Source organism: Aeromonas sp. Y318-3 (assembly GCF_027706185.1).
In the GTDB taxonomy this organism is placed as follows: domain Bacteria; phylum Pseudomonadota; class Gammaproteobacteria; order Enterobacterales; family Aeromonadaceae; genus Aeromonas; species Aeromonas veronii.
Map to the genome: position 1 here is coordinate 249,022 of NZ_JAPDCN010000006.1, position 17,020 is coordinate 266,041.

Consider the following 17,020-nt stretch of genomic DNA (forward strand, 5'->3'; position numbering starts at 1 on the left):
ACCATGACCGAACAAGCCACTGTCGAAAAGACCAAAGCAGACAACACCCAAGCCCAGCTGGTTGTCATCGAACCCACCACCGCCGTCGCCCTGTTCACCGAGGGCCAGGGCGTGGCTGAACTGCTGGCCGATATCCGCCAGAAGGCAACCAGCCTGGTGCCCGACATTACCACCCCCAAGGGGCGCAAGGAGATCGCCAGCGTCGCCCATGCCGTTGCCCGCACCAAGACCTACCTGGACGGGCTCGGCAAAGAGCTGACCGACCAGTACAAGGAGATCCCCAAGCGCATCGACGCCAACCGCAAAACCCTGCGCGACACCCTGGACACCTTGAAAGACGAGGTGCGCGCCCCGCTCACCCAGTACGAAGCGGCAGAGGAGGCCCGGGTGGCAGCACTGCAATCCCGACTGGCCCGCCTCAATGAACTGGGATCCTCTGCCAGCATCGAGATCGCCGCCGCCGACCTGCAGGTCATGCTGCAGGAGGTCGAGCAGAACGCCATGGACGACTCCTGGCAAGAGCTGCTGCCCCAGGCGACCGTCGCCAAGGAGCTGGCAACCAAGCGCCTCGGCGAGGCCCTGGCAGCCCGCCAGAAGTACGAAGCCGAGCAGGCAGAGCTGGAGCAGCTGCGCCAGAAGCAGGCCGAACAGGATCGCATCGACCGCGAGCGCCTGATAGCCGAGCAGGCGGCGGAGCAAGCCCGCCTTCAGGAAGAGAATCGCCAGCGCTTGGAGCGTGAAGCCGCCCAGCACCGCGAGCAGGAGGCACAGCGCCAAGCCCAGGCCGCCCGTGAACGTGAAGAACAAGCCCGGCGCGATGCCGAAGCCGCCGAGCTGGCCCGCCAGCAGGCCGAAGCCAACGCCGCACACCAGGCGGAAGAGGCTGCCGCCCGCGCCGCAGAACAAGAGCGTCAGCGCATCGCCGACGTGCAGCGCCAGAAAGCCGCAGAGGATGCTGCGCGCGCCGCCGATATGGAGCACCGCCGCACCATCAACAACGCCATCCTGATGGACCTGATGGGCTTGGGGATCGATGAGGGGAAAGCCATCAACCTCATCAAGCACATCGCCAGCAACAAGATCGAGCACCTATCCATCAACTACTGAGGTTTACATGAAATTTGCCCAAGCCTACCTCACCACCGTGGAGCGCGATAAGGCGATCGATGCGTACCGCAAGCGCGGCGCCACCGTAAAACCGGACGGCCAGCGCGCACTGATCGTGCTAGCCACTCGCTGGGTTGACAGCGAAAACCTGCATGCCCGCTACCAGAAACCGCGCCATCATTAACAGGACCCCGACCATGACCACCGAACTGAACCCCAGCGAGGCAACCAGCCTTGCCCTGAACACCCTCACCAGCCAGATCCGCAACATCATGCTGATGCCTGACGGCCCGGCCAAGGCCGCCATCGGCAGCTTTGAAACCCTGCTCACTGCCAACCTGACCATGATCAGCGAGGCGGCCAACACCCACATCGACGAGTTCAACACCCTGATCGGCGAGCTGGAAGGCCGGGATAGCGAACTGCTCACCCAGGCGGCCCTGGTCAGCGAGCTGCGCCAGCAGGTTGCCGAAGCCGAGCAGCGCATTGCAGCAGCACGGCAAGAAGGCGCCGCCGAGCTGGAGGCCATGGCAGACGAGCTCTACAAGGCCCAGCGCGCCCTAAACGATGTCCAGACCAAATACAGCGCCCTGCAATACAGCGCCCGCCAGCTCGAGCGCCAACTGGCCGACCTCAACGCCATGGATCCGGCAGGCATGAAACGCCGCATCAAGGAGAAGAACGAGCTGCTTGAGGAGCAACGCACCGCCATCGCCAAGCACAAGAGCAACGAGGCCGCCTACCGCGCCGAGGTGCTGAAACTCGAGCGGCGAATCAAAGACCTGCTGGACGCCATCAACGAGCAGGATCGTGAGCTGGAACGCCGCCACGGCGTCATCATGGAGCTCGAGAGCTGCCGTGATGCCAAGCTGGTCTGGTTCAAGCACCTTGCCAAGACCTACAAGGGCGAGGACGGCACGCTCTGGAATGTTTACCTGGTGGATCACGGCCTGCAGTCAAACCTCCCCTACCTCATCAATGACCTCAACTGGAAGCTGCACGCCATGAAATCCGATGGCTCCGGCTGCTCGGTCATGCTGAGCCAGTGGATGAACCCCATCTACCCGGCGCCCTATGGTTCCGGGGCCCCGGACGACATGACTCGGGACATCTTCGCCTTCATGCAGGAGGCCCTGGAGCAGAGCCATCCCCACCTGTTGCCGCGCGCCACTTGGGCCAAGACGGTAAGCATTCATGAATGCGGCCTTCCGCCGCGCGTGATCAGACCGCTTGAGCAAGCCGGGCTCGACACCCTCTACAAAGTGTTGAGCAATCAGGGAGCTGCACTGAATAAGGTCAGGGGGATCGGCGCGAAGCTGGTAGGCCAGATCGTCTACGCCTGCGAGCTCAAGGTGAAGCTGTGGGAGGAGCAGTTTGCAGCTGGCCAGCACGCTGAGCAGCACAAGGAGGCTGCATGAAGATCGACATCCACAGCACAAACCACAAGTACCGAGTGATCTACGCGGACCCAGCCTGGCAATTCAAATCGAAGAAGTCAGGCGGCTCAATGAAAAGCGGGGCTGCGCAGGTGTACAGCGTCACATCGATAGAGGACATGAAGGCGCTGCCAGTGGCGAGGCTGGCAGACGACAACTGCATGCTGGTCATGTGGTGGGTAGGCAGCATGCCACAAGAGGCCATCGACCTGTGCCAAGCCTGGGGATTCCGGATCATGACCATGACCGGCCTGGTGTGGGAGAAGCGCACCGTAAACGACAACCCCCACTTCGGTATGGGGTGGGCGACACGGGCCGGTGCGGAGTGCGCCCTGATCGGCATCAAGGGCAAAGTCAGCAATCTGGTAGTGGACAAGGCTGTCCGCTCGGTCATTCGAGCCAAGGTGGGGCGCCACAGCGAAAAGCCGCACGAGTGCCGAGAGGCCATCGAAAAGCTGTGCGGTGATGTCCCACGCATCGAGCTCTTTGCCCGTTCGGCCGCCCCAGGCTGGGACTGCTGGGGCAACGAAGCTCCATCACTACCAGAGCAGTCCGCAGCCTGATACCCCCAACCCACCCACCGCCATCCCCACAGAAACGGTGGACAAGTCGAGGAACCCCATGAAAGCCACGGAAAACCCCTACTGCGGCGCAGTAGTCATCGGGTTGGGCGTCGTCATGCCCCATCCCAAGCAGCCCGGCAAGTTCGTCCTGCCAGGCGGCATCACCTGCGACAGGCAAACCGCCGAGGCCGCAGCCAAGAAGATCCACGACCTGCAGGCCAAGAAAGCCCGCAACTAACCAACACAGGACCCAGACCATGTGGTTTAAAAACCTTCAAGTTTACCGCTTCACCCGCCCGTTCGAGCTGACCACCGAACAACTGGAAACCCAACTGGAGGCGTGCGCCTTCACCCCCTGCGGCAGCCAGGATATTTCCCGTTTCGGCTGGACCAGCCCTCTCGGCAAGTTCGGCCGAACCCTGACCCATGCCGCCAACGGCCAGATCCTGCTGTGCGCACGCCGCGAGGACAAGATCCTGCCGACCGCCGTCATCAAGGAAGCGCTGGCAGAGAAGGTGGAGGCCATCGAGTACGAGCAGGGCCGCGCCCTCAAGAAGAAAGAGAAGGAAGCGCTCAAGGAGGAGCTGCTGCACACCCTGCTGCCCCGGGCGTTCAGCCGCACCGCCAACACCTACGCGTGGATTAACCAGGCAGACGGCCTGCTGATGGTCGATGCCCCCTCCGCCAAGAAGGCCGAGGACGTGCTGGCCCTGCTGCGCAAGTCCATCGGCAGCCTGCCGGTGGTGCCGGTGGCGCTCAAGAACCCGCCAGAAATCACCATGACCGAGTGGCTGCAAGAGGGCAACCTGCCGGCCTCCTTCACCCTGGAAGATGAATCAGAGCTGCGCAGCGCCATGGAGCACGGCGGGATCGCCCGCTTCAAGCAGCAGGATCTGATGACCGACGAGGTGAAAAACCACCTCGCCAACGACAAGCTGGTCACCAAGCTGGCCCTCTGCTGGGGTGAAAACATCAGCTTTGTGCTGGGTGATGACCTCTCCATCAAGCGCCTCAAGTTCAGCGAGGAGCTGCGCGAGCAGAACGACGATATCACCAGCGAGGATCCTGCAGCCCGCATGGACGCCGACTTTGCACTGGTGACAGGCGAGCTGTCCCAGTTTATACCGGCCCTGTTTGCCGCCTTGGGTGGCGAGGAGGCTCCGCTATGACCAGCTTCTACAAAACCACCGATGCCGGCGTGCTGGCAGCCCACGCTGCCTTTGAAGCTGCAAAGAGCGCTCTGATAGAGAAGGCCAACATTCTTGGCAAGGAGTTTGATGGCAAGCCGAAGTTCAGCAGCGATGTAAACCGCTTCAAGTGTGCCCATCTGGTACTGAACAACTACTACCAGCGCGAAGATAAAGACCTATGGACCAAGCCTGACCAGCACTACCTGTCAGCTCCGCGCCGGGGGAAGGTGAAGGGCAAGGCCAAAGAACAAAAGGAGCTGCAGGATCGCTACTGGGAAATGTTCCCCGAATCAGTGGATACCAATCCGCTCTACGAGTCCATGGGTCTGAACTGGGGTGAGTTGCTGTTTGGTGGCGGCTTCACCATGTTTGCCCATGATGGGGCGATTTACCTGCGTACCGGAGCCAAGGTCGGACCGATGATGATCGAGATCCTTGGTAGCGAATTCAACTCGGCTGAGCAGAGCCTGAGACAGGAGAAGGCGGCATGAGCAAATCACCAGCACGTATTCAGCTCGGCTTCTCTCCATTGAGCAAGACCATTCAGCTGGCAAAGATGCGAGACGTGGAAGGTGGTCGCCTGCGCGTTGGTAACGACCCCGGGCGCGACGTCACCAACGAGGCTGCCCAGATGGTATGGCAACTCGTCATGGCTGAAGGTGGCGAAATCGCTTGGGATCTGGATGACGGGAGCAAGATGGTGATGACGGCTGAGAAGGTTGAGTCGAAAGCAGAGAGCGCAACTGAGTCACAAGGTGGTGCAGCATGACCGAACACACCAAGGGCCTTCTGGCCCTTTTTCGTAACGGCCAGTCGGTCGGATCAATCGATGGCTATGGCGTCTGTGAACTCTGGCCCCGCAGTGATGAAGGCTTTCCCAACTGCGAAGGCAAGGAAAATGGCCGCCGCATCGTCGCCTGCTGGAACCTGCTGGACGGCTACCCCACCAAGGATCTGGAGGGCGTGACGCTGGCCGAGTTTGTGGCCAAGCAAGCCTTCATCAGCCAGTTTGACGCCAATGACGGGATCAACCTCAGTATCTCAGGCGTCGCGGTGCAACTGCTGGCCGCCTCGTTCGCTGGCCAGTTCAAGGCCAGTGGCGCCACTAACTACCTGGAGCTAAGCGGTAACCACCCTGAAACCGGCCCCTTCACCATCACCATGCAGCGCACCGAAGGTCTCACCCCGGCAGAGAAGCTGTCCGCCATGACCAAGCAGCGGGATGTGCTGCTCGATGCGATGTATGCGGTGCAGAGCGTGATGAACAGCAGCGAAGGCGTGGCTGGATGGCACAAGAACGGCGATATCGCCAGCTGGGACAAGGTGCTGCCGGAAGTGGCTGACGCCATCGAATTTGTGGAAGGAGAGCAATCGTGAAGCGATACAACTGCACATCGAGCGACAAGCGCGGCGCGTTTTGGCTCTGCATGGAAGAGCACAAGGAGGGGGCTTTTGTCCCCTTTTCCGAAATTAGCGGGCTGGCTGATTCGGTCATGAAGATGGGCGGCCGCTGCCAGTTGCTGGCCGACCTGTTGCGAGAGGTAACCCAAATAGTGCCGGCGATCGGGGTGGCAACCGACGATCTGCCGGTTGTTGATGCCTTTCTTGAGCGCATAGAGAAAGCGCTGACAGGGCAAGCGTTTTGGCACTCCAGCAACGACGTTCTCGCCATGATGATGGATGAGCTGCACGACATCTGCGTTGGACTCGACGCACCAGGAGGTGCACAGAACGGCGCGGAAGCGTGGGATCAGGTTAAGGGTGCTAGAGGCAGAGTGCTGTCCAGCCTAAATCAGGGTCGTCCTGACACCGAATGGACTGATGCCGCCACCTCACCGGTCTCCGCCGACTACCGCGAGCTGCAGGAGCAGCACGACCAAGTGCAGAGCCGTATGAAGGCGGCGCTTGATTTCGTACGGGATTCTGAACCGGTACTTAGGGAGGCCATGGATGCGTTCAACTGGGAGTGCGGCGGTGTCGGCGAAGATGAAGCGCGAGCTTTGCATAATCGCATAGACGCGCTACTGGCTGACCAGCTGCCATCCCCTACCGTGACAATTACTGAAACCATCCGCACCGCGCCGGAGCGCATCTGGCTGCAGGTTGGCGACCAGAGCCACTACCACAGCGAGCCATTCCCGAGCGATACCAGCGAGGTGAGTTGGTGCGCTGATTCCGTGACTGGCTGCGAGGTGCCGTATGTGCGGGCGGATCTCGCCGCGCCTGCGGTGTTACAAGGAGGTGAGCCGTGCGCTACCGAGCCCCCATCATTCAGCCCGGCCTGACCCGCACCGAAGCCGAAGAGACCCGCGCCAGATACCTCCGCATCAACCCCGGCGCCCGGGTCACCATCGACAGCCAACCCGATAACCCCCAGCTCAAGACCCTGATAGCCCACCTCCCCGTCCTGCCGTTCAGGCAAGTCATGGATCCCGGCTTTATCGGGTACCGGGGCTGGCGAGCATAACCAGAGCCCCGGCCAGTCCGGGGCTTCCTTTTGGAGATCCCCATGAATATTGACTTGGAAATACTGCTGGAGCTGGCCAAATCCTCAACGCCTGGGCCTTGGGCGGTATCCGCTGAAACCCCGCAATTCGGAGACTGGAGCGTCAGGCAGGATCCTGCTGACTGGAATGGCAGTGGCTACCAGCTGATCTGTTCTCTTCCGTCTGCTAAAAAAGGCGGGCACTACGGTGAGATGTTCCGCGCCAACGCCCACTTCATCGCCGCCGCCAACCCCGCCACGGTCACCGAGCTGGTGAACATGGTCAAGGCATCCACCACTGCCTGCATTGCCGACGTGCAGGCCGAGCCAGAATTCCCGGGAGAGGTCCCGCCCGAGTTGATGGCGCACATCCGCCAGTGCATCGAAACCAAGGACGAGCAGAGCCTGTTCCAGATGATGCGCATGGCCGTGTCCATCACCAAGAAGGGCATTCAGGAGCGCATCGCCGCCCGCACCGGGATCGCCATTGAGGGCATCTTTGGCCGCGTGGTGCGCGACCAGTGCAGCTGTGGCGAGCCCATCAGTGTCGAACTGGACTGCCCGCGCCGCACTATCCGGACCGACAAGAAGCGCCCCTTCTATCCAGATGAGGGTTTGCCGGATGGGCTGGATCCGCAGAACTACAGCGAGCACGGATCCAGCGTGTTCCGCTGCCGCAAGTGTGGCGAGCCGGTTGATGAGACTGTGCCTGCTGCAAAGTATGAACGAGTGGGGTGAGCCATGGCGAAAATCTACATAGCCGGGCCTATCTCAGGCCTGCCGAACTTCAACCGCGACGCCTTCAATGCCGAGGCGCACCGCCTGCTTGGCCTGGGCCATGTGGCCCTAAACCCGGCGATCCTGCCGGATGGGCTGGAGCAACACGAATACATGGCCATCTGCATCGAGATGGTCAAGATGGCAGATCAGCTGGTCATGCTGCCTGGCTGGGAGCGCAGCGCCGGCGCCAGAGCAGAGCACGCCCTGGCCATCAAGCTCGGCAAGGCCATAATCCTCCCCGTGCCGCACTTGGCTGACGAGGTGGCGGCATGACCAGACAGCGGGCCGCCGGGCTCGCCATCCTGGCGCTAAACACCCTGGCCGCACTGATGGTGCTGACCCTGCTGTAATCGCGGCCCTTCCTTCAATCCACCCGGCGCCCCATCCTCTGAGACAGGAGGGCCACGCCATGCAACAACTTCAACTGACCATCGACCAGGACAGCCAGCTTCTCAACGAGCTGGTCAGCGCCGTGCGCTCCCCCACCCTTTCCCGATCGGCCAAGCTCGCCGAGATTGGCCGCATCCTTGCGCACTTCGATCTGCCTATCGAAGCGCCCCGGGTTGCTGGCCAGCTCTGGAGCGCCACCGAGCTGGGCAAGGAGCTGGGGGTAAGTGCCCAGGCCATTGGCCGGCTGGCCAACCAGCACCAACTCAAACGCCCGGCGTTCGGGGAGTACCGCCTTGACCAGGCGGTCAGCAGCAGGAAGCAGGTGGAATGCTTCCTCTACAACCGAGCGGGCCGGGATGAAATCACCAGACTGACGAGGACCAACAACCATGGGAACAGCAGCAGACCCGGCGCAAACCCACATTCAGGGCCAGCTCATCATAATGAGAATGCCTGACGCCATCCCGCTCAGCACCTACCTGAGCACTATCGAGCTCACCGACCGGGACACCATCAACAAGCGGATCCAGCGCGGCATCTGGCAGCTGGGGGTGCACATCGTCAACGTGGACGGGGTGAAGGAGCGTTGGGTCAACATCGCGGAGGTGACCAAGTGGGCAATGAAAAACAGCTCCCACGCGGCGTAACGGTCCGCGGGGAGACGATCAATATCACCTTCACGTTCAAGGGGGTTCGCTGTCGCGAGCCCCTGTCCAACTTGCCGAACACCACCGCCAACGTGCGTTACGCCTCCCGCTTGCTCGGGGAGATACAAGGCAAGATTGAGCGTGGCCAGTTCGCCTACGCCGACTACTTCCCGAAGTCCAAGAAGCTGCGGATGTTCGGTGGTGCCTCGATCGCCGCCAAGGTGGCCGATTACCTGGACGAGTACCTGCAGCGATGTGAGCGCCGGGGGCTGAGCCCATCCACAATGGTTGGGTACCGCAAATGCCACAAGGCACTTGCCGACCTGCACGGGATCACCGTCTCGGAGCTGACCCCCGCCCAGGTGAAAAACTGGCTGATCAGGGGAGGCACTACCGCGAAGACGGCCCGCAACCGGCTGTCGTTCCTGCGCAGCGCCATCGACGAGGCTGTCACGGATGGTTTGCTGGCATCAAACCCGGTTTCGCTGGTGACCGTTTCCCGATATTTGGACGGGAGTTCAGTTCCCGAACAGGGAGCCAAGGACGTGGACCCCTTCACCCCGGAGGAAGTGGCCGCCATCATCTCAACAGCCCACGGCATCAATGAGCAGTGGGCCAACCTGTTCTCCTTCGCTTTCGCAACCGGGATGCGGCCGTCTGAGCTGTGCGCCCTGCGCTGGGAGGAGATCGACTGGGTCGGTAACACCGTGCAGGTGTCGCGCGCCAAAGTGGTCGGGGTCATCAAGACCACCAAGACCCGGGCCGGGACTCGCACCATCGAGCTGACCAGCGAGGCGCTGGCGGCGCTGACCAGCCAGAAGCGCTTCACCTTAATGCGGGGGGAGTATGTCTTTGACGACCCCAAGCTCAACCAGCCCTGGGCCGGGGCCGACGCCATCAGGAAGAAAGCCTGGCTCTACACCCTCAAGCGGTCCGGCGTTCGCTACCGCCACCTCTACCAAACCCGCCACACCTTCGCCACCGCCAACATCAGCCGCGGTTGCAACCTGTTTTGGCTCTCCACCCAGATGGGACACAAGGGGCCAGAAATGCTGTTTCGGCACTACGGATCCTACCTTGCCGAGTACGACGGCCAGACAGCAAAAGCGCCAATCCTGATCCAAAATCCAACCGGAAAATAAAAAAGCCTTATAGTTCAATTGGTAAAGCTGCACAGTCCGGGGGTTCAAATCCCCCGGCTGTTTATGGCCATTTATGCACCAAAACCGTTCATCCTCCTCATTGCCCCTGATAGAGATACTTCTGGAAGCCGACGAAGGCACGACGAACCACCTCGGCGTTCCCCAACTCGGCAAAGGCATCGGCCAGTGCGTTGTTGTATTTGAGTTTGAGCAGTGGCCCCAGCTTGGTGTCATCCAGTTCAGTGACTCCCTCTTTGACATAGTGCCCCAGCACGAAACTCAAGAAGGCTTGTTGCTTGCTGTCAAACTCCTGGCCAAGCATGGCCTCGGCTTGCGCTGCTCGCTCTTCCCGGGTCATGGGATCATCGGCATAGGCGACATAGGCCAGCACATCAAACAGGTCGCTCTGCTCGGCCTCGATTACCTTCTGCATCTCTGTCAGTTGGTCAATGCCAAACCCTTTCTCTGCCAGACCATCAAGCAGCTTTTTGCGGGTGCCCGGTTCACTCCAGAGTGCGCGCAGCTCGTCTTCATCCTTGAAAAACTCGGGCAACTTGCCAAACAGCTCGTCCATAAATTCGGCGGCTGACATCGGCGTACCATCCGGGTGCCAGAAGCTGGTGGCGCTCATATGTTGGATCTTGCGGGCCTTGCCGTCTGCCAGTTCAATCTTGATCTTCTCTTTCTTCTGACAGGTGCAGGGCTTATTGCCGCATACCTCGCACTGATACTCGGGCTCTGGCTCTTTCAGGCAGACACAAGGGCGCTCCCCACAGACCTTGCATGGCTTGGGCGGTGCTTTCTCGCAGGAGCAAGGAGAGGTGCCGCAGCGTTCACAGACCTCGGCTGGAAGGGGCTCACCATCCCACTCGGGGTCGCTAAAGTGGTGATGGGCTTTTACAAAGTCATGCAGGGTGAAGTAATCCTTACCATCACACAGCCGGGTGCCCCGGCCGATGATCTGTTTAAACTCGATCATCGAGTTAACCGGACGCATCAGCACGATATTGCGTACATTGCGGGCATCGACGCCGGTTGAGAGCTTTTGCGAGGTGGTCAGGATAGTCGGGATCGATTTCTCGTTATCTTGAAAATCGCGTAACCACTGTTCGCCCTGCGCCCCGTCGTCAGCGGTGACCCGATGGCAATAGTCGGGGTGCTTGCTCTTTTTCATCTGGTTGATGAGGTCTCGCACCGCCAGCGCATGCTCCTGGGTGGCACAGAACACGATAGCTTTCTGGCGCTGGTCTATCTCATTCATAAAGATTTCGACCCGTTTTTTCTCGCGGGCGCCGATCTCGATGATGCGGTTCATGTCCTGTTCGGTGTAAACCCGACCTCGTTCTACTTCCCCCTGAATTACCTTGTCATCCGATGTGTAGATGTACTCATCCAGTGTGGTGGCATGTTGGCGCACTCTGAAAGGGGTCAGGTAACCATCGTTGATCCCCTCTTTGAGGGAGTAGCTATAAACTGGCTCGCCAAAGTAGGCATAGGTATCGACGTTATCTTTACGCTTGGGCGTTGCGGTCAGCCCCAGTTGCACGGCGGGCTTGAAGTAGTTGAGGATATCCCGCCAGTTGCCCTCGTCGTTGGCACCGCCCCGGTGGCACTCATCAATGATGATGAGGTCGAAGAAATCGGCGGGGTAGTCACCAAATACCGGGGCCGGTTTTCCCTCGGCATCGTTGCCAGTCATAAAGGTCTGGAAGATGGTGAAGAAGATATTGCCATTCTTGGGGGCACGACCTTTCTTTCTGATCTCATCGGGGGAGATCCGCACCAGAGCATCTTCCGGGAAGGCAGAGAAACTGTTGAACGCCTGATTGGCCAAGATATTGCGGTCGGCCAGAAACAGGATGCGGGGGCGGCGGGCCGGTTCACCTTCGCTCTTCCAGTCATTGATGTTCCAGCGACTATGAAAGAGCTTCCAGGCCAACTGGAAGGCGATGAAGGTCTTGCCAGTGCCAGTTGCCAAGGTCAGCAGAATGCGATCTTGCCCTTGGCTGATGGCCTTCAACACCCGCTCGATAGCGATATCCTGATAGTAGCGTCCCTGCCAGTAGCCACCCTTGTCTTCAAAGGGGACGGCGGTGAAGCGATCCCACCAGCGATTTTGCACCGCAAAGGTGGCATTCCACAGCTCATCCGGGCTCGGGAAGGTCAGGGTTTCCCCCTCCTTGCCGGTCTCCATGTCGATGGCATAGATACCCTGGCCATTGCTTGAATAGGTAAAGCGGATAGAGAGCTTGCTCGCATAATCCTTGGCCTGACCCACCCCGGCGGTGAGCGGTTTGTCCCACGCTTTGGCCTCGACCACTGCCAGCTTGGTATTGCGATACTCCAGCACATAGTCAGCCGAGAGTGCCTTGCCTCGCTTGCCATTACCCTCCAGCCGCCCCAAGGTGATGGGGTATTCGCGGCGAATGCGGCTGCCTGGGGTGACGCCCCAGCCAGCGGCCACCAGCATAGGGTCGATATGGTCGCTGCGGGTTTCTGCTTCGTTCTTCACGTTCTCTCCCTGTCTATGTGGCCAACTGCCGAGCAATCAACGGTGACAGTTGTGACACTTCAATGCCTTACAACTGCTCAAACCACTCTTTTATCTTCAATGCCATTAATTTCCGGCGTTCTTCCAAAAATGCATTGAAGTCCTTTATCTCACCGTCGAGCATGCTCTCGGGGATGCAGTTCATTCTGAAATTGTTACGCATAGCTTGTTGATCAGTTATGCCACCGTATTTCACTTCGCCTTTTTTGCACTGTTCGGACAATTCTCTGAAGTAGATATCGGGTGCTTTAGAGCTGATCGCGATATTTATCTCACTTTGGGCAACGACATAGTTGGCGATTTGGTTGTAACTGCTCGGGCTGAACCCCAATCCTTTAAGATAATGCCGCGGGTAGACATGGTGGATATCTGAGTGGTTCAACAACAGGTCTGTAACGGTAATGTTTGTTGAGAGGAATCCCTTATCGCCAAGTTTGCTTTGGGCTGCTTTATAGCAGAGGAAGTAGGGGCTTTTTATCGATGACGTTGCCATAAATTGTGGCAGCATGCCTGTCCAGAAACTGTCAGGTAGCTCAGTAGGAATGACAGTTTGAACGAAGTCCCTTACACCACGGCTTTCAATTTGGCGGATATCGGCATCAAAAGTTGATTCAGGTGAACCACTATAGCGCCCACGTAGCACTGACATCGCAAACCAGCGTCGTACCAGTTGCTCCAACTCTGATGCCGGAATGCCTTCTTTACGCCCTCTTAGATAAACGATATAAGCGAAGTTCACCGCGTTCTGACTAGTGATCATGCTACTGGTGATAAAACCTGCCGAGCGCAAGATCATTGTGATGCGCTTAAAGTGGGTTTCATTGATGAATGCATGAATACCTTGTTTCAACTGAGTGAAAGAGTTTTCGGCAATACCTTCTTCAAATTGTTTGGTTATGAAGTTTCGACCAGAGAGCAGTGCCACTAAGTCTTGCAACTTGCCGCGCCCAAACTCGGAGGTAAACGCCACTCGCAGCATGTCGGTGTAAGTGGGGGCATAGATGTCATCATTTACATCGCAGATCCACTTCATCTTGCGATAAAACTCAGCCCCCACGAAAGCAGTATCACCTTTCTCGATTTTTGCTTTGAAATCTGGAGACACGGCAAGATGGCAGAAGTAATCAATAGCCTTGCGGAGCACATTACCGCCGTAGATTTCGTTTGCCGCAATCTTGGACATGACAAAGTCAGCTTGTGAAAGTTGAGCCCCTGCTGAATTCACTCTAATGAATATTTCAGTCACAGTCTCGATGTCTAAGTCTTCTGCTAACTCGATGATACCTACATGGTTATGCACAATGCCACGCAATCGTTCGATTACCTTAAAAATTGCATCTTGGGAGCATCCTGCATTTGCTACGCAATAGTCGCTGACTAGTTGAAATACGCTAGTTGTTGAATTGAATACGGCAGAAACATCAGGCAACCAAGCTGCATTTTTACGGATAGCGGGGTTACTTACCTCAAAACTCTCGGTTTGGGGGTTGAAGGCAATTCTGATTTGGACTGTTTCATAGTCCTCGGTTAGGACTTCTACCCCCAGTAGTGAGGCCATCAGCGCAGTGACACGCTGCTGGCCGTCAATCAGGATGCGCTTACCTGCAGATGTTGAGCCATCCTTTAATTTTACTGTTGGATTACGCCAGGCGATCAGATATCCGACCGGATAGCCCTGATACAGGGAATCAAGTAGATTACGTACTCGAGTTGCCTCCCATACAAAAGGACGTTGAATTTCAGGAATGGCTATCTCGCCAGATTTAACCCAAGTGAGCAGGGTTTCGACCGGATGTGGGGTAACAGAATAACGCTGGGTAGACATAATGAGAAAAACCTTTATAGATTGCCGCTAAATGCTTGGTGTAAGAGCGACTGCTTTAGCTCATCCAGGGCGGCAATCTTGCGTTGGTAGAGGGATTCGAGACGTTGTGTTTCGATTGTGAGTGTGTCCAATGTAGCGACGATAGCTTTTTGTTCTTCTATTGACGCAGGGAATGCAACAGTTACAGCACCAATCTTAGTGGGGGATGTATGGCGAACTTTCGCCCCTGACGCACTTTCATGAATAGCTTGGCGTACTGCCTGAGTATTAAATACATGAAAGAAAAATTCATTTATCCAAGGTATGCCGGGCTTACCGCTTACCAAGCCTAGTCGCTGATTATGAAGGAATTTTCCTTGGCTAGGAACAATGATGGGACTGCCAAGTAGGCCTGCCGCTTGTTCAGTCATTGCGACCAGTAAATCTCCTGCTTCAAGGAGGAAACCTTGAGGAATATCCCCACTATAGAATTTCTGTTTATCACCACGATCACGATACCCGCCCGTTTCAAAAAAATTCCCTGGAGTGAGCAAGGTATAATCACCTTCATTTGTGAAGTATTCACTCTTGAAAGCAAAACCATGTTTTATATCACAAAGCTCGGATAATGGTTTATTTATCCACCCATCACCGCGTTGGCTAAACACCGACTGGAGATAGCTTTCAAACAGGGCTCGGGCATTCTGCCGGTTCTGCTCGGCATTGGCGCGGGCCGCCACAATCGCCTCAAAGACCTCGTCGAGGATGGCCACGATACGTTGTTGTTCTAATATGCTAGGTAAAAAAACAGGGAACTCTGTAATGTCTCTTTGATATAGATGCGGTGTTGTAGCACCATTGAGTTTAGATTGAACAATACTTTGAAAGTAAGGGCTATTAAGGTAATGGTAGAGATATTTTGCCAAAATATTATCCCCACTTCTTATCAGAAGCAGTGATGAGTTGATTGTGGCTTTTTCGGATAGTTCACCAACTAGCCCTAATTTACCAATGCCAGCACCATCCTTACATATAAGAATGTCATCTTTTTTAAGCATTATTTCTGGACTTTCCATGTAACGCTCATCACTGATATGAAATGCGTCACGAAAGTCAACATAGTCGCCGTAGTTGAGCGAATGAACTGAAAGAAATAGCGGCCCACTATAGGTATATTCTTTTGCAGTCAAGCCACGCCATCCAATGCGCCCACGTAATTCAGCCAGCTCGCCAAGCTTGTAAGTTTTCCAACCCTTCTTCATACCAGCCCCCGCATCGTGGCCAGCAGCTCAGCGCTTTCGGCATCCAACGCGGCAATCTCATCCATGATCTCGCTCGGGCTGCGATACACCACTTCTTCACCGCCGTTAGGGTTTTTCACCGACAGGTCATAGTTGGTGGTATCGATATCGGCAACGTTCAGGCTCCAGCTCTTAGCCGAGTCGGCAAAGCTCGCTTGCAGCGCGACGAACTCTTGCAGATCGTCGTCATTAAGCGGGTTGGTTTTACCGAGGTTACGGCCCGGATCGAGCTGGTAGTACCACACCTTGCGGGTCGGTTCGCCCTTGGTAAAGAAGAGCACCACGGTCTTCACGCCAGCCCCCTGGAAGGTGCCGCCCGGGCAATCCAGCACGGTATGCAGGTTGCAGCTCTCCAGCAGCAGCTTGCGCAGCGCTACTGAGGCGTTATCGGTGTTGGAAAGGAAGGTATTTTTGATAACGATGGCAGCACGACCACCCACTTTTAGCATCTTGATAAAGTGCTGCATAAACAGAAACGCCGTCTCGCCAGTGCGAATGGGGAAGTTCTGTTGTACCTCTTTGCGCTCTTTGCCGCCAAACGGCGGGTTGGCAAGGATCACCTCCATCCGGTCTTTGTCCTGAATATCGCTCAAGTTCTCGGCCAAGGTGTTGGTGTGCTGGATATTGGGCGCTTCGATGCCATGCAAAATCATGTTCATGATGGCGATGACGTAGGCGAGGCTCTTCTTCTCCTTGCCGTAGAAGGTGCGGGTCTGCAGAGTGGCGAGATCGTCAGTAGAGAGATTCGGCGTGGCGTTCAGGTAGTCGTGGGCCTCACACAAGAAGCCAGCCGAGCCACAGGCGCCGTCATAGATGCGCTCGCCGATGCGCGGCTTGGTCACCGCAATCATGGCACGGATCAGTGGGCGAGGGGTGTAGTATTCGCCGCCATTGCGCCCGGCGTTGCCCATCCGCTTGATCTTCTCTTCATAGAGGGCAGACAGCTCGTGTTTTTCCACTTGGGAGCGAAAGCGCAGCTCGTCGATATGGTCGATGATATCGCGCAGGGTGTAGCCGCTGCGGATCTTGTTCGTAATCTCGCCGAAGATCTCGCCAATCTTGTATTCGATGGTATCCGGCCCGCTGGCCCGCTGCTTGAACCCTTCCAGGTAGGCAAACAGATCTTTATCGACGAACTCCACCAGATCATCGCCTGTAATGGCTACATTGTGGTCAATCTTGCCATCGGCCCCCTTGGGGGCTGCCCAACTCGACCAGCGATAGCGCGGCAGGAGGATCGGGGTATAGGGTTTGCCTTCCAGCAGCGCTTCACTCTCTTTGTCTTGCTCCAGCGCGTCGAGGTATTTGAGGAATAATAGCCAGGAGGTCTGCTCGGTGTAATCCAGTTCAGAGCTGCAGCCCGACTCTTTGTGAAGGGCATCGTCGATATTTTTGAAGGCTTGATCAAACATGAATGGCATCCGGGTAATGCGGGTGGGCAACCGCCAGCCTGGGCAGGCAGTTGCCGCTAATGGATTGAGTAGGCGGCCATTCTACCGCCTTGCCCGGATGCTATAAACCGCTATGGATGCCTTTGGAGCGATGTTATTGCGATGAATGAGAGGTCGCCCGCTATTTGGATCGCTTGTCGGTGGGGGTTGCTGGACTGGGGGCTGACGATCAG

The 17,020-nt window shown here is 57.3% G+C and carries 20 protein-coding genes; 16 read left to right on the forward strand and 4 right to left on the reverse strand.

The features are described 5' to 3' along the window. Positions 1–3 precede the first annotated feature (3 nt). The 16 genes from OKB77_RS10890 (at position 4) to OKB77_RS10965 (ending at position 9,740) form a co-directional block, all read left to right on the forward strand. Positions 4–1,107 carry a hypothetical protein gene (locus OKB77_RS10890; protein ID WP_053288685.1) on the forward strand — a complete coding sequence of 368 codons (1,104 nt, stop codon included), beginning with the start codon at positions 4–6 and terminating at the stop codon, positions 1,105–1,107. Between the two features lie 7 nt (positions 1,108–1,114). Beyond that, positions 1,115–1,291, forward strand: coding sequence for a hypothetical protein (locus tag OKB77_RS10895; RefSeq protein ID WP_154109894.1), 177 nt, complete (start codon positions 1,115–1,117; stop codon positions 1,289–1,291). A 13-nt stretch (positions 1,292–1,304) separates the two neighbouring features. Further along, positions 1,305–2,525 (forward strand): hypothetical protein, encoded by a 1,221-nt coding sequence (locus OKB77_RS10900; RefSeq protein ID WP_270817607.1) that lies wholly within the window; start codon positions 1,305–1,307, stop codon positions 2,523–2,525. Next, a complete protein-coding gene (locus tag OKB77_RS10905) occupies positions 2,522–3,106 on the forward strand; it encodes an MT-A70 family methyltransferase (RefSeq protein WP_064339862.1) in 585 nt (194 codons plus the stop codon). The genes OKB77_RS10900 and OKB77_RS10905 overlap by 4 nt, the downstream gene beginning before the upstream one ends. A gap of 58 nt (positions 3,107–3,164) precedes the next feature. Then, complete coding sequence (locus OKB77_RS10910) at positions 3,165–3,344, forward strand: hypothetical protein (protein WP_043163230.1); 180 nt, start codon at positions 3,165–3,167, stop codon at positions 3,342–3,344. A 19-nt stretch (positions 3,345–3,363) separates the two neighbouring features. Continuing rightward, complete coding sequence (rdgC, locus tag OKB77_RS10915) at positions 3,364–4,275, forward strand: recombination-associated protein RdgC (RefSeq protein WP_270817608.1); 912 nt, start codon at positions 3,364–3,366, stop codon at positions 4,273–4,275. Then, entirely contained in the window at positions 4,272–4,787 is a 516-nt protein-coding gene (locus OKB77_RS10920) for a hypothetical protein (protein ID WP_270817609.1), read from the forward strand. Before rdgC ends, OKB77_RS10920 begins: the two co-directional genes overlap by 4 nt. Continuing rightward, positions 4,784–5,065 (forward strand): DUF7446 family protein, encoded by a 282-nt coding sequence (locus OKB77_RS10925; protein ID WP_270817610.1) that lies wholly within the window; start codon positions 4,784–4,786, stop codon positions 5,063–5,065. Before OKB77_RS10920 ends, OKB77_RS10925 begins: the two co-directional genes overlap by 4 nt. Beyond that, positions 5,062–5,673, forward strand: a complete 612-nt coding sequence (locus OKB77_RS10930; RefSeq protein WP_270817611.1) for a hypothetical protein — start codon at positions 5,062–5,064, stop codon at positions 5,671–5,673. Before OKB77_RS10925 ends, OKB77_RS10930 begins: the two co-directional genes overlap by 4 nt. After that, positions 5,670–6,581 (forward strand): hypothetical protein, encoded by a 912-nt coding sequence (locus tag OKB77_RS10935; protein ID WP_270817612.1) that lies wholly within the window; start codon positions 5,670–5,672, stop codon positions 6,579–6,581. Before OKB77_RS10930 ends, OKB77_RS10935 begins: the two co-directional genes overlap by 4 nt. Beyond that, positions 6,545–6,763: a hypothetical protein gene (locus tag OKB77_RS10940; RefSeq protein WP_143237264.1), complete on the forward strand. Its 219-nt coding sequence runs from the start codon at positions 6,545–6,547 to the stop codon at positions 6,761–6,763. The genes OKB77_RS10935 and OKB77_RS10940 overlap by 37 nt, the downstream gene beginning before the upstream one ends. Positions 6,764–6,805: 42 nt before the next feature. After that, complete coding sequence (locus OKB77_RS10945; protein ID WP_270817613.1) at positions 6,806–7,519, forward strand: hypothetical protein; 714 nt, start codon at positions 6,806–6,808, stop codon at positions 7,517–7,519. 3 nt (positions 7,520–7,522) lie between these two features. Beyond that, positions 7,523–7,834: a DUF4406 domain-containing protein gene (locus tag OKB77_RS10950; protein ID WP_210538398.1), complete on the forward strand. Its 312-nt coding sequence runs from the start codon at positions 7,523–7,525 to the stop codon at positions 7,832–7,834. 136 nt (positions 7,835–7,970) lie between these two features. Further along, positions 7,971–8,408, forward strand: a complete 438-nt coding sequence (locus OKB77_RS10955) for a hypothetical protein (RefSeq protein WP_043163220.1) — start codon at positions 7,971–7,973, stop codon at positions 8,406–8,408. Continuing rightward, on the forward strand, positions 8,401–8,598 hold the full coding sequence (locus OKB77_RS10960; RefSeq protein ID WP_042642185.1) for a hypothetical protein: 198 nt from the start codon (positions 8,401–8,403) through the stop codon (positions 8,596–8,598). Before OKB77_RS10955 ends, OKB77_RS10960 begins: the two co-directional genes overlap by 8 nt. Then, on the forward strand, positions 8,565–9,740 hold the full coding sequence (locus OKB77_RS10965; RefSeq protein WP_270817614.1) for a site-specific integrase: 1,176 nt from the start codon (positions 8,565–8,567) through the stop codon (positions 9,738–9,740). Before OKB77_RS10960 ends, OKB77_RS10965 begins: the two co-directional genes overlap by 34 nt. A gap of 97 nt (positions 9,741–9,837) precedes the next feature. Here OKB77_RS10965 and hsdR read toward each other — a convergent pair whose 3' ends face one another. The 4 genes from hsdR to OKB77_RS10985 form a co-directional block, all read right to left on the reverse strand. Next, positions 9,838–12,252: an EcoAI/FtnUII family type I restriction enzme subunit R gene (gene hsdR / locus OKB77_RS10970; RefSeq protein ID WP_270817615.1), complete on the reverse strand. Its 2,415-nt coding sequence runs from the start codon at positions 12,250–12,252 to the stop codon at positions 9,838–9,840. Between the two features lie 67 nt (positions 12,253–12,319). Then, the gene (locus OKB77_RS10975; protein ID WP_270817616.1) at positions 12,320–14,116 is read right to left on the reverse strand and encodes a GmrSD restriction endonuclease domain-containing protein; all 1,797 of its coding nucleotides are present in this window, start codon (positions 14,114–14,116) and stop codon (positions 12,320–12,322) included. 14 nt (positions 14,117–14,130) lie between these two features. Further along, the gene (locus OKB77_RS10980) at positions 14,131–15,357 is read right to left on the reverse strand and encodes a restriction endonuclease subunit S (RefSeq protein ID WP_270817617.1); all 1,227 of its coding nucleotides are present in this window, start codon (positions 15,355–15,357) and stop codon (positions 14,131–14,133) included. Next, complete coding sequence (locus OKB77_RS10985) at positions 15,354–16,808, reverse strand: type I restriction-modification system subunit M (RefSeq protein WP_127008689.1); 1,455 nt, start codon at positions 16,806–16,808, stop codon at positions 15,354–15,356. Before OKB77_RS10985 ends, OKB77_RS10980 begins: the two co-directional genes overlap by 4 nt. Positions 16,809–17,020 lie beyond the last annotated feature (212 nt).

Coding starts and splice junctions, on each gene's coding strand:
- OKB77_RS10890 (WP_053288685.1), top strand. CDS start 4: ATGACCGAACAAGCCACTGTCGAAAAGACCAAAGCAGACAACACCCAA.
- OKB77_RS10895 (WP_154109894.1), top strand. CDS start 1,115: ATGAAATTTGCCCAAGCCTACCTCACCACCGTGGAGCGCGATAAGGCG.
- OKB77_RS10900 (WP_270817607.1), top strand. CDS start 1,305: ATGACCACCGAACTGAACCCCAGCGAGGCAACCAGCCTTGCCCTGAAC.
- OKB77_RS10905 (WP_064339862.1), top strand. CDS start 2,522: ATGAAGATCGACATCCACAGCACAAACCACAAGTACCGAGTGATCTAC.
- OKB77_RS10910 (WP_043163230.1), top strand. CDS start 3,165: ATGAAAGCCACGGAAAACCCCTACTGCGGCGCAGTAGTCATCGGGTTG.
- rdgC (WP_270817608.1), top strand. CDS start 3,364: ATGTGGTTTAAAAACCTTCAAGTTTACCGCTTCACCCGCCCGTTCGAG.
- OKB77_RS10920 (WP_270817609.1), top strand. CDS start 4,272: ATGACCAGCTTCTACAAAACCACCGATGCCGGCGTGCTGGCAGCCCAC.
- OKB77_RS10925 (WP_270817610.1), top strand. CDS start 4,784: ATGAGCAAATCACCAGCACGTATTCAGCTCGGCTTCTCTCCATTGAGC.
- OKB77_RS10930 (WP_270817611.1), top strand. CDS start 5,062: ATGACCGAACACACCAAGGGCCTTCTGGCCCTTTTTCGTAACGGCCAG.
- OKB77_RS10945 (WP_270817613.1), top strand. CDS start 6,806: ATGAATATTGACTTGGAAATACTGCTGGAGCTGGCCAAATCCTCAACG.
- OKB77_RS10950 (WP_210538398.1), top strand. CDS start 7,523: ATGGCGAAAATCTACATAGCCGGGCCTATCTCAGGCCTGCCGAACTTC.
- OKB77_RS10955 (WP_043163220.1), top strand. CDS start 7,971: ATGCAACAACTTCAACTGACCATCGACCAGGACAGCCAGCTTCTCAAC.
- OKB77_RS10960 (WP_042642185.1), top strand. CDS start 8,401: ATGCCTGACGCCATCCCGCTCAGCACCTACCTGAGCACTATCGAGCTC.
- OKB77_RS10975 (WP_270817616.1), bottom strand. CDS start 14,116: ATGTCTACCCAGCGTTATTCTGTTACCCCACATCCGGTCGAAACCCTG.
- OKB77_RS10980 (WP_270817617.1), bottom strand. CDS start 15,357: ATGAAGAAGGGTTGGAAAACTTACAAGCTTGGCGAGCTGGCTGAATTA.
- OKB77_RS10985 (WP_127008689.1), bottom strand. CDS start 16,808: ATGTTTGATCAAGCCTTCAAAAATATCGACGATGCCCTTCACAAAGAG.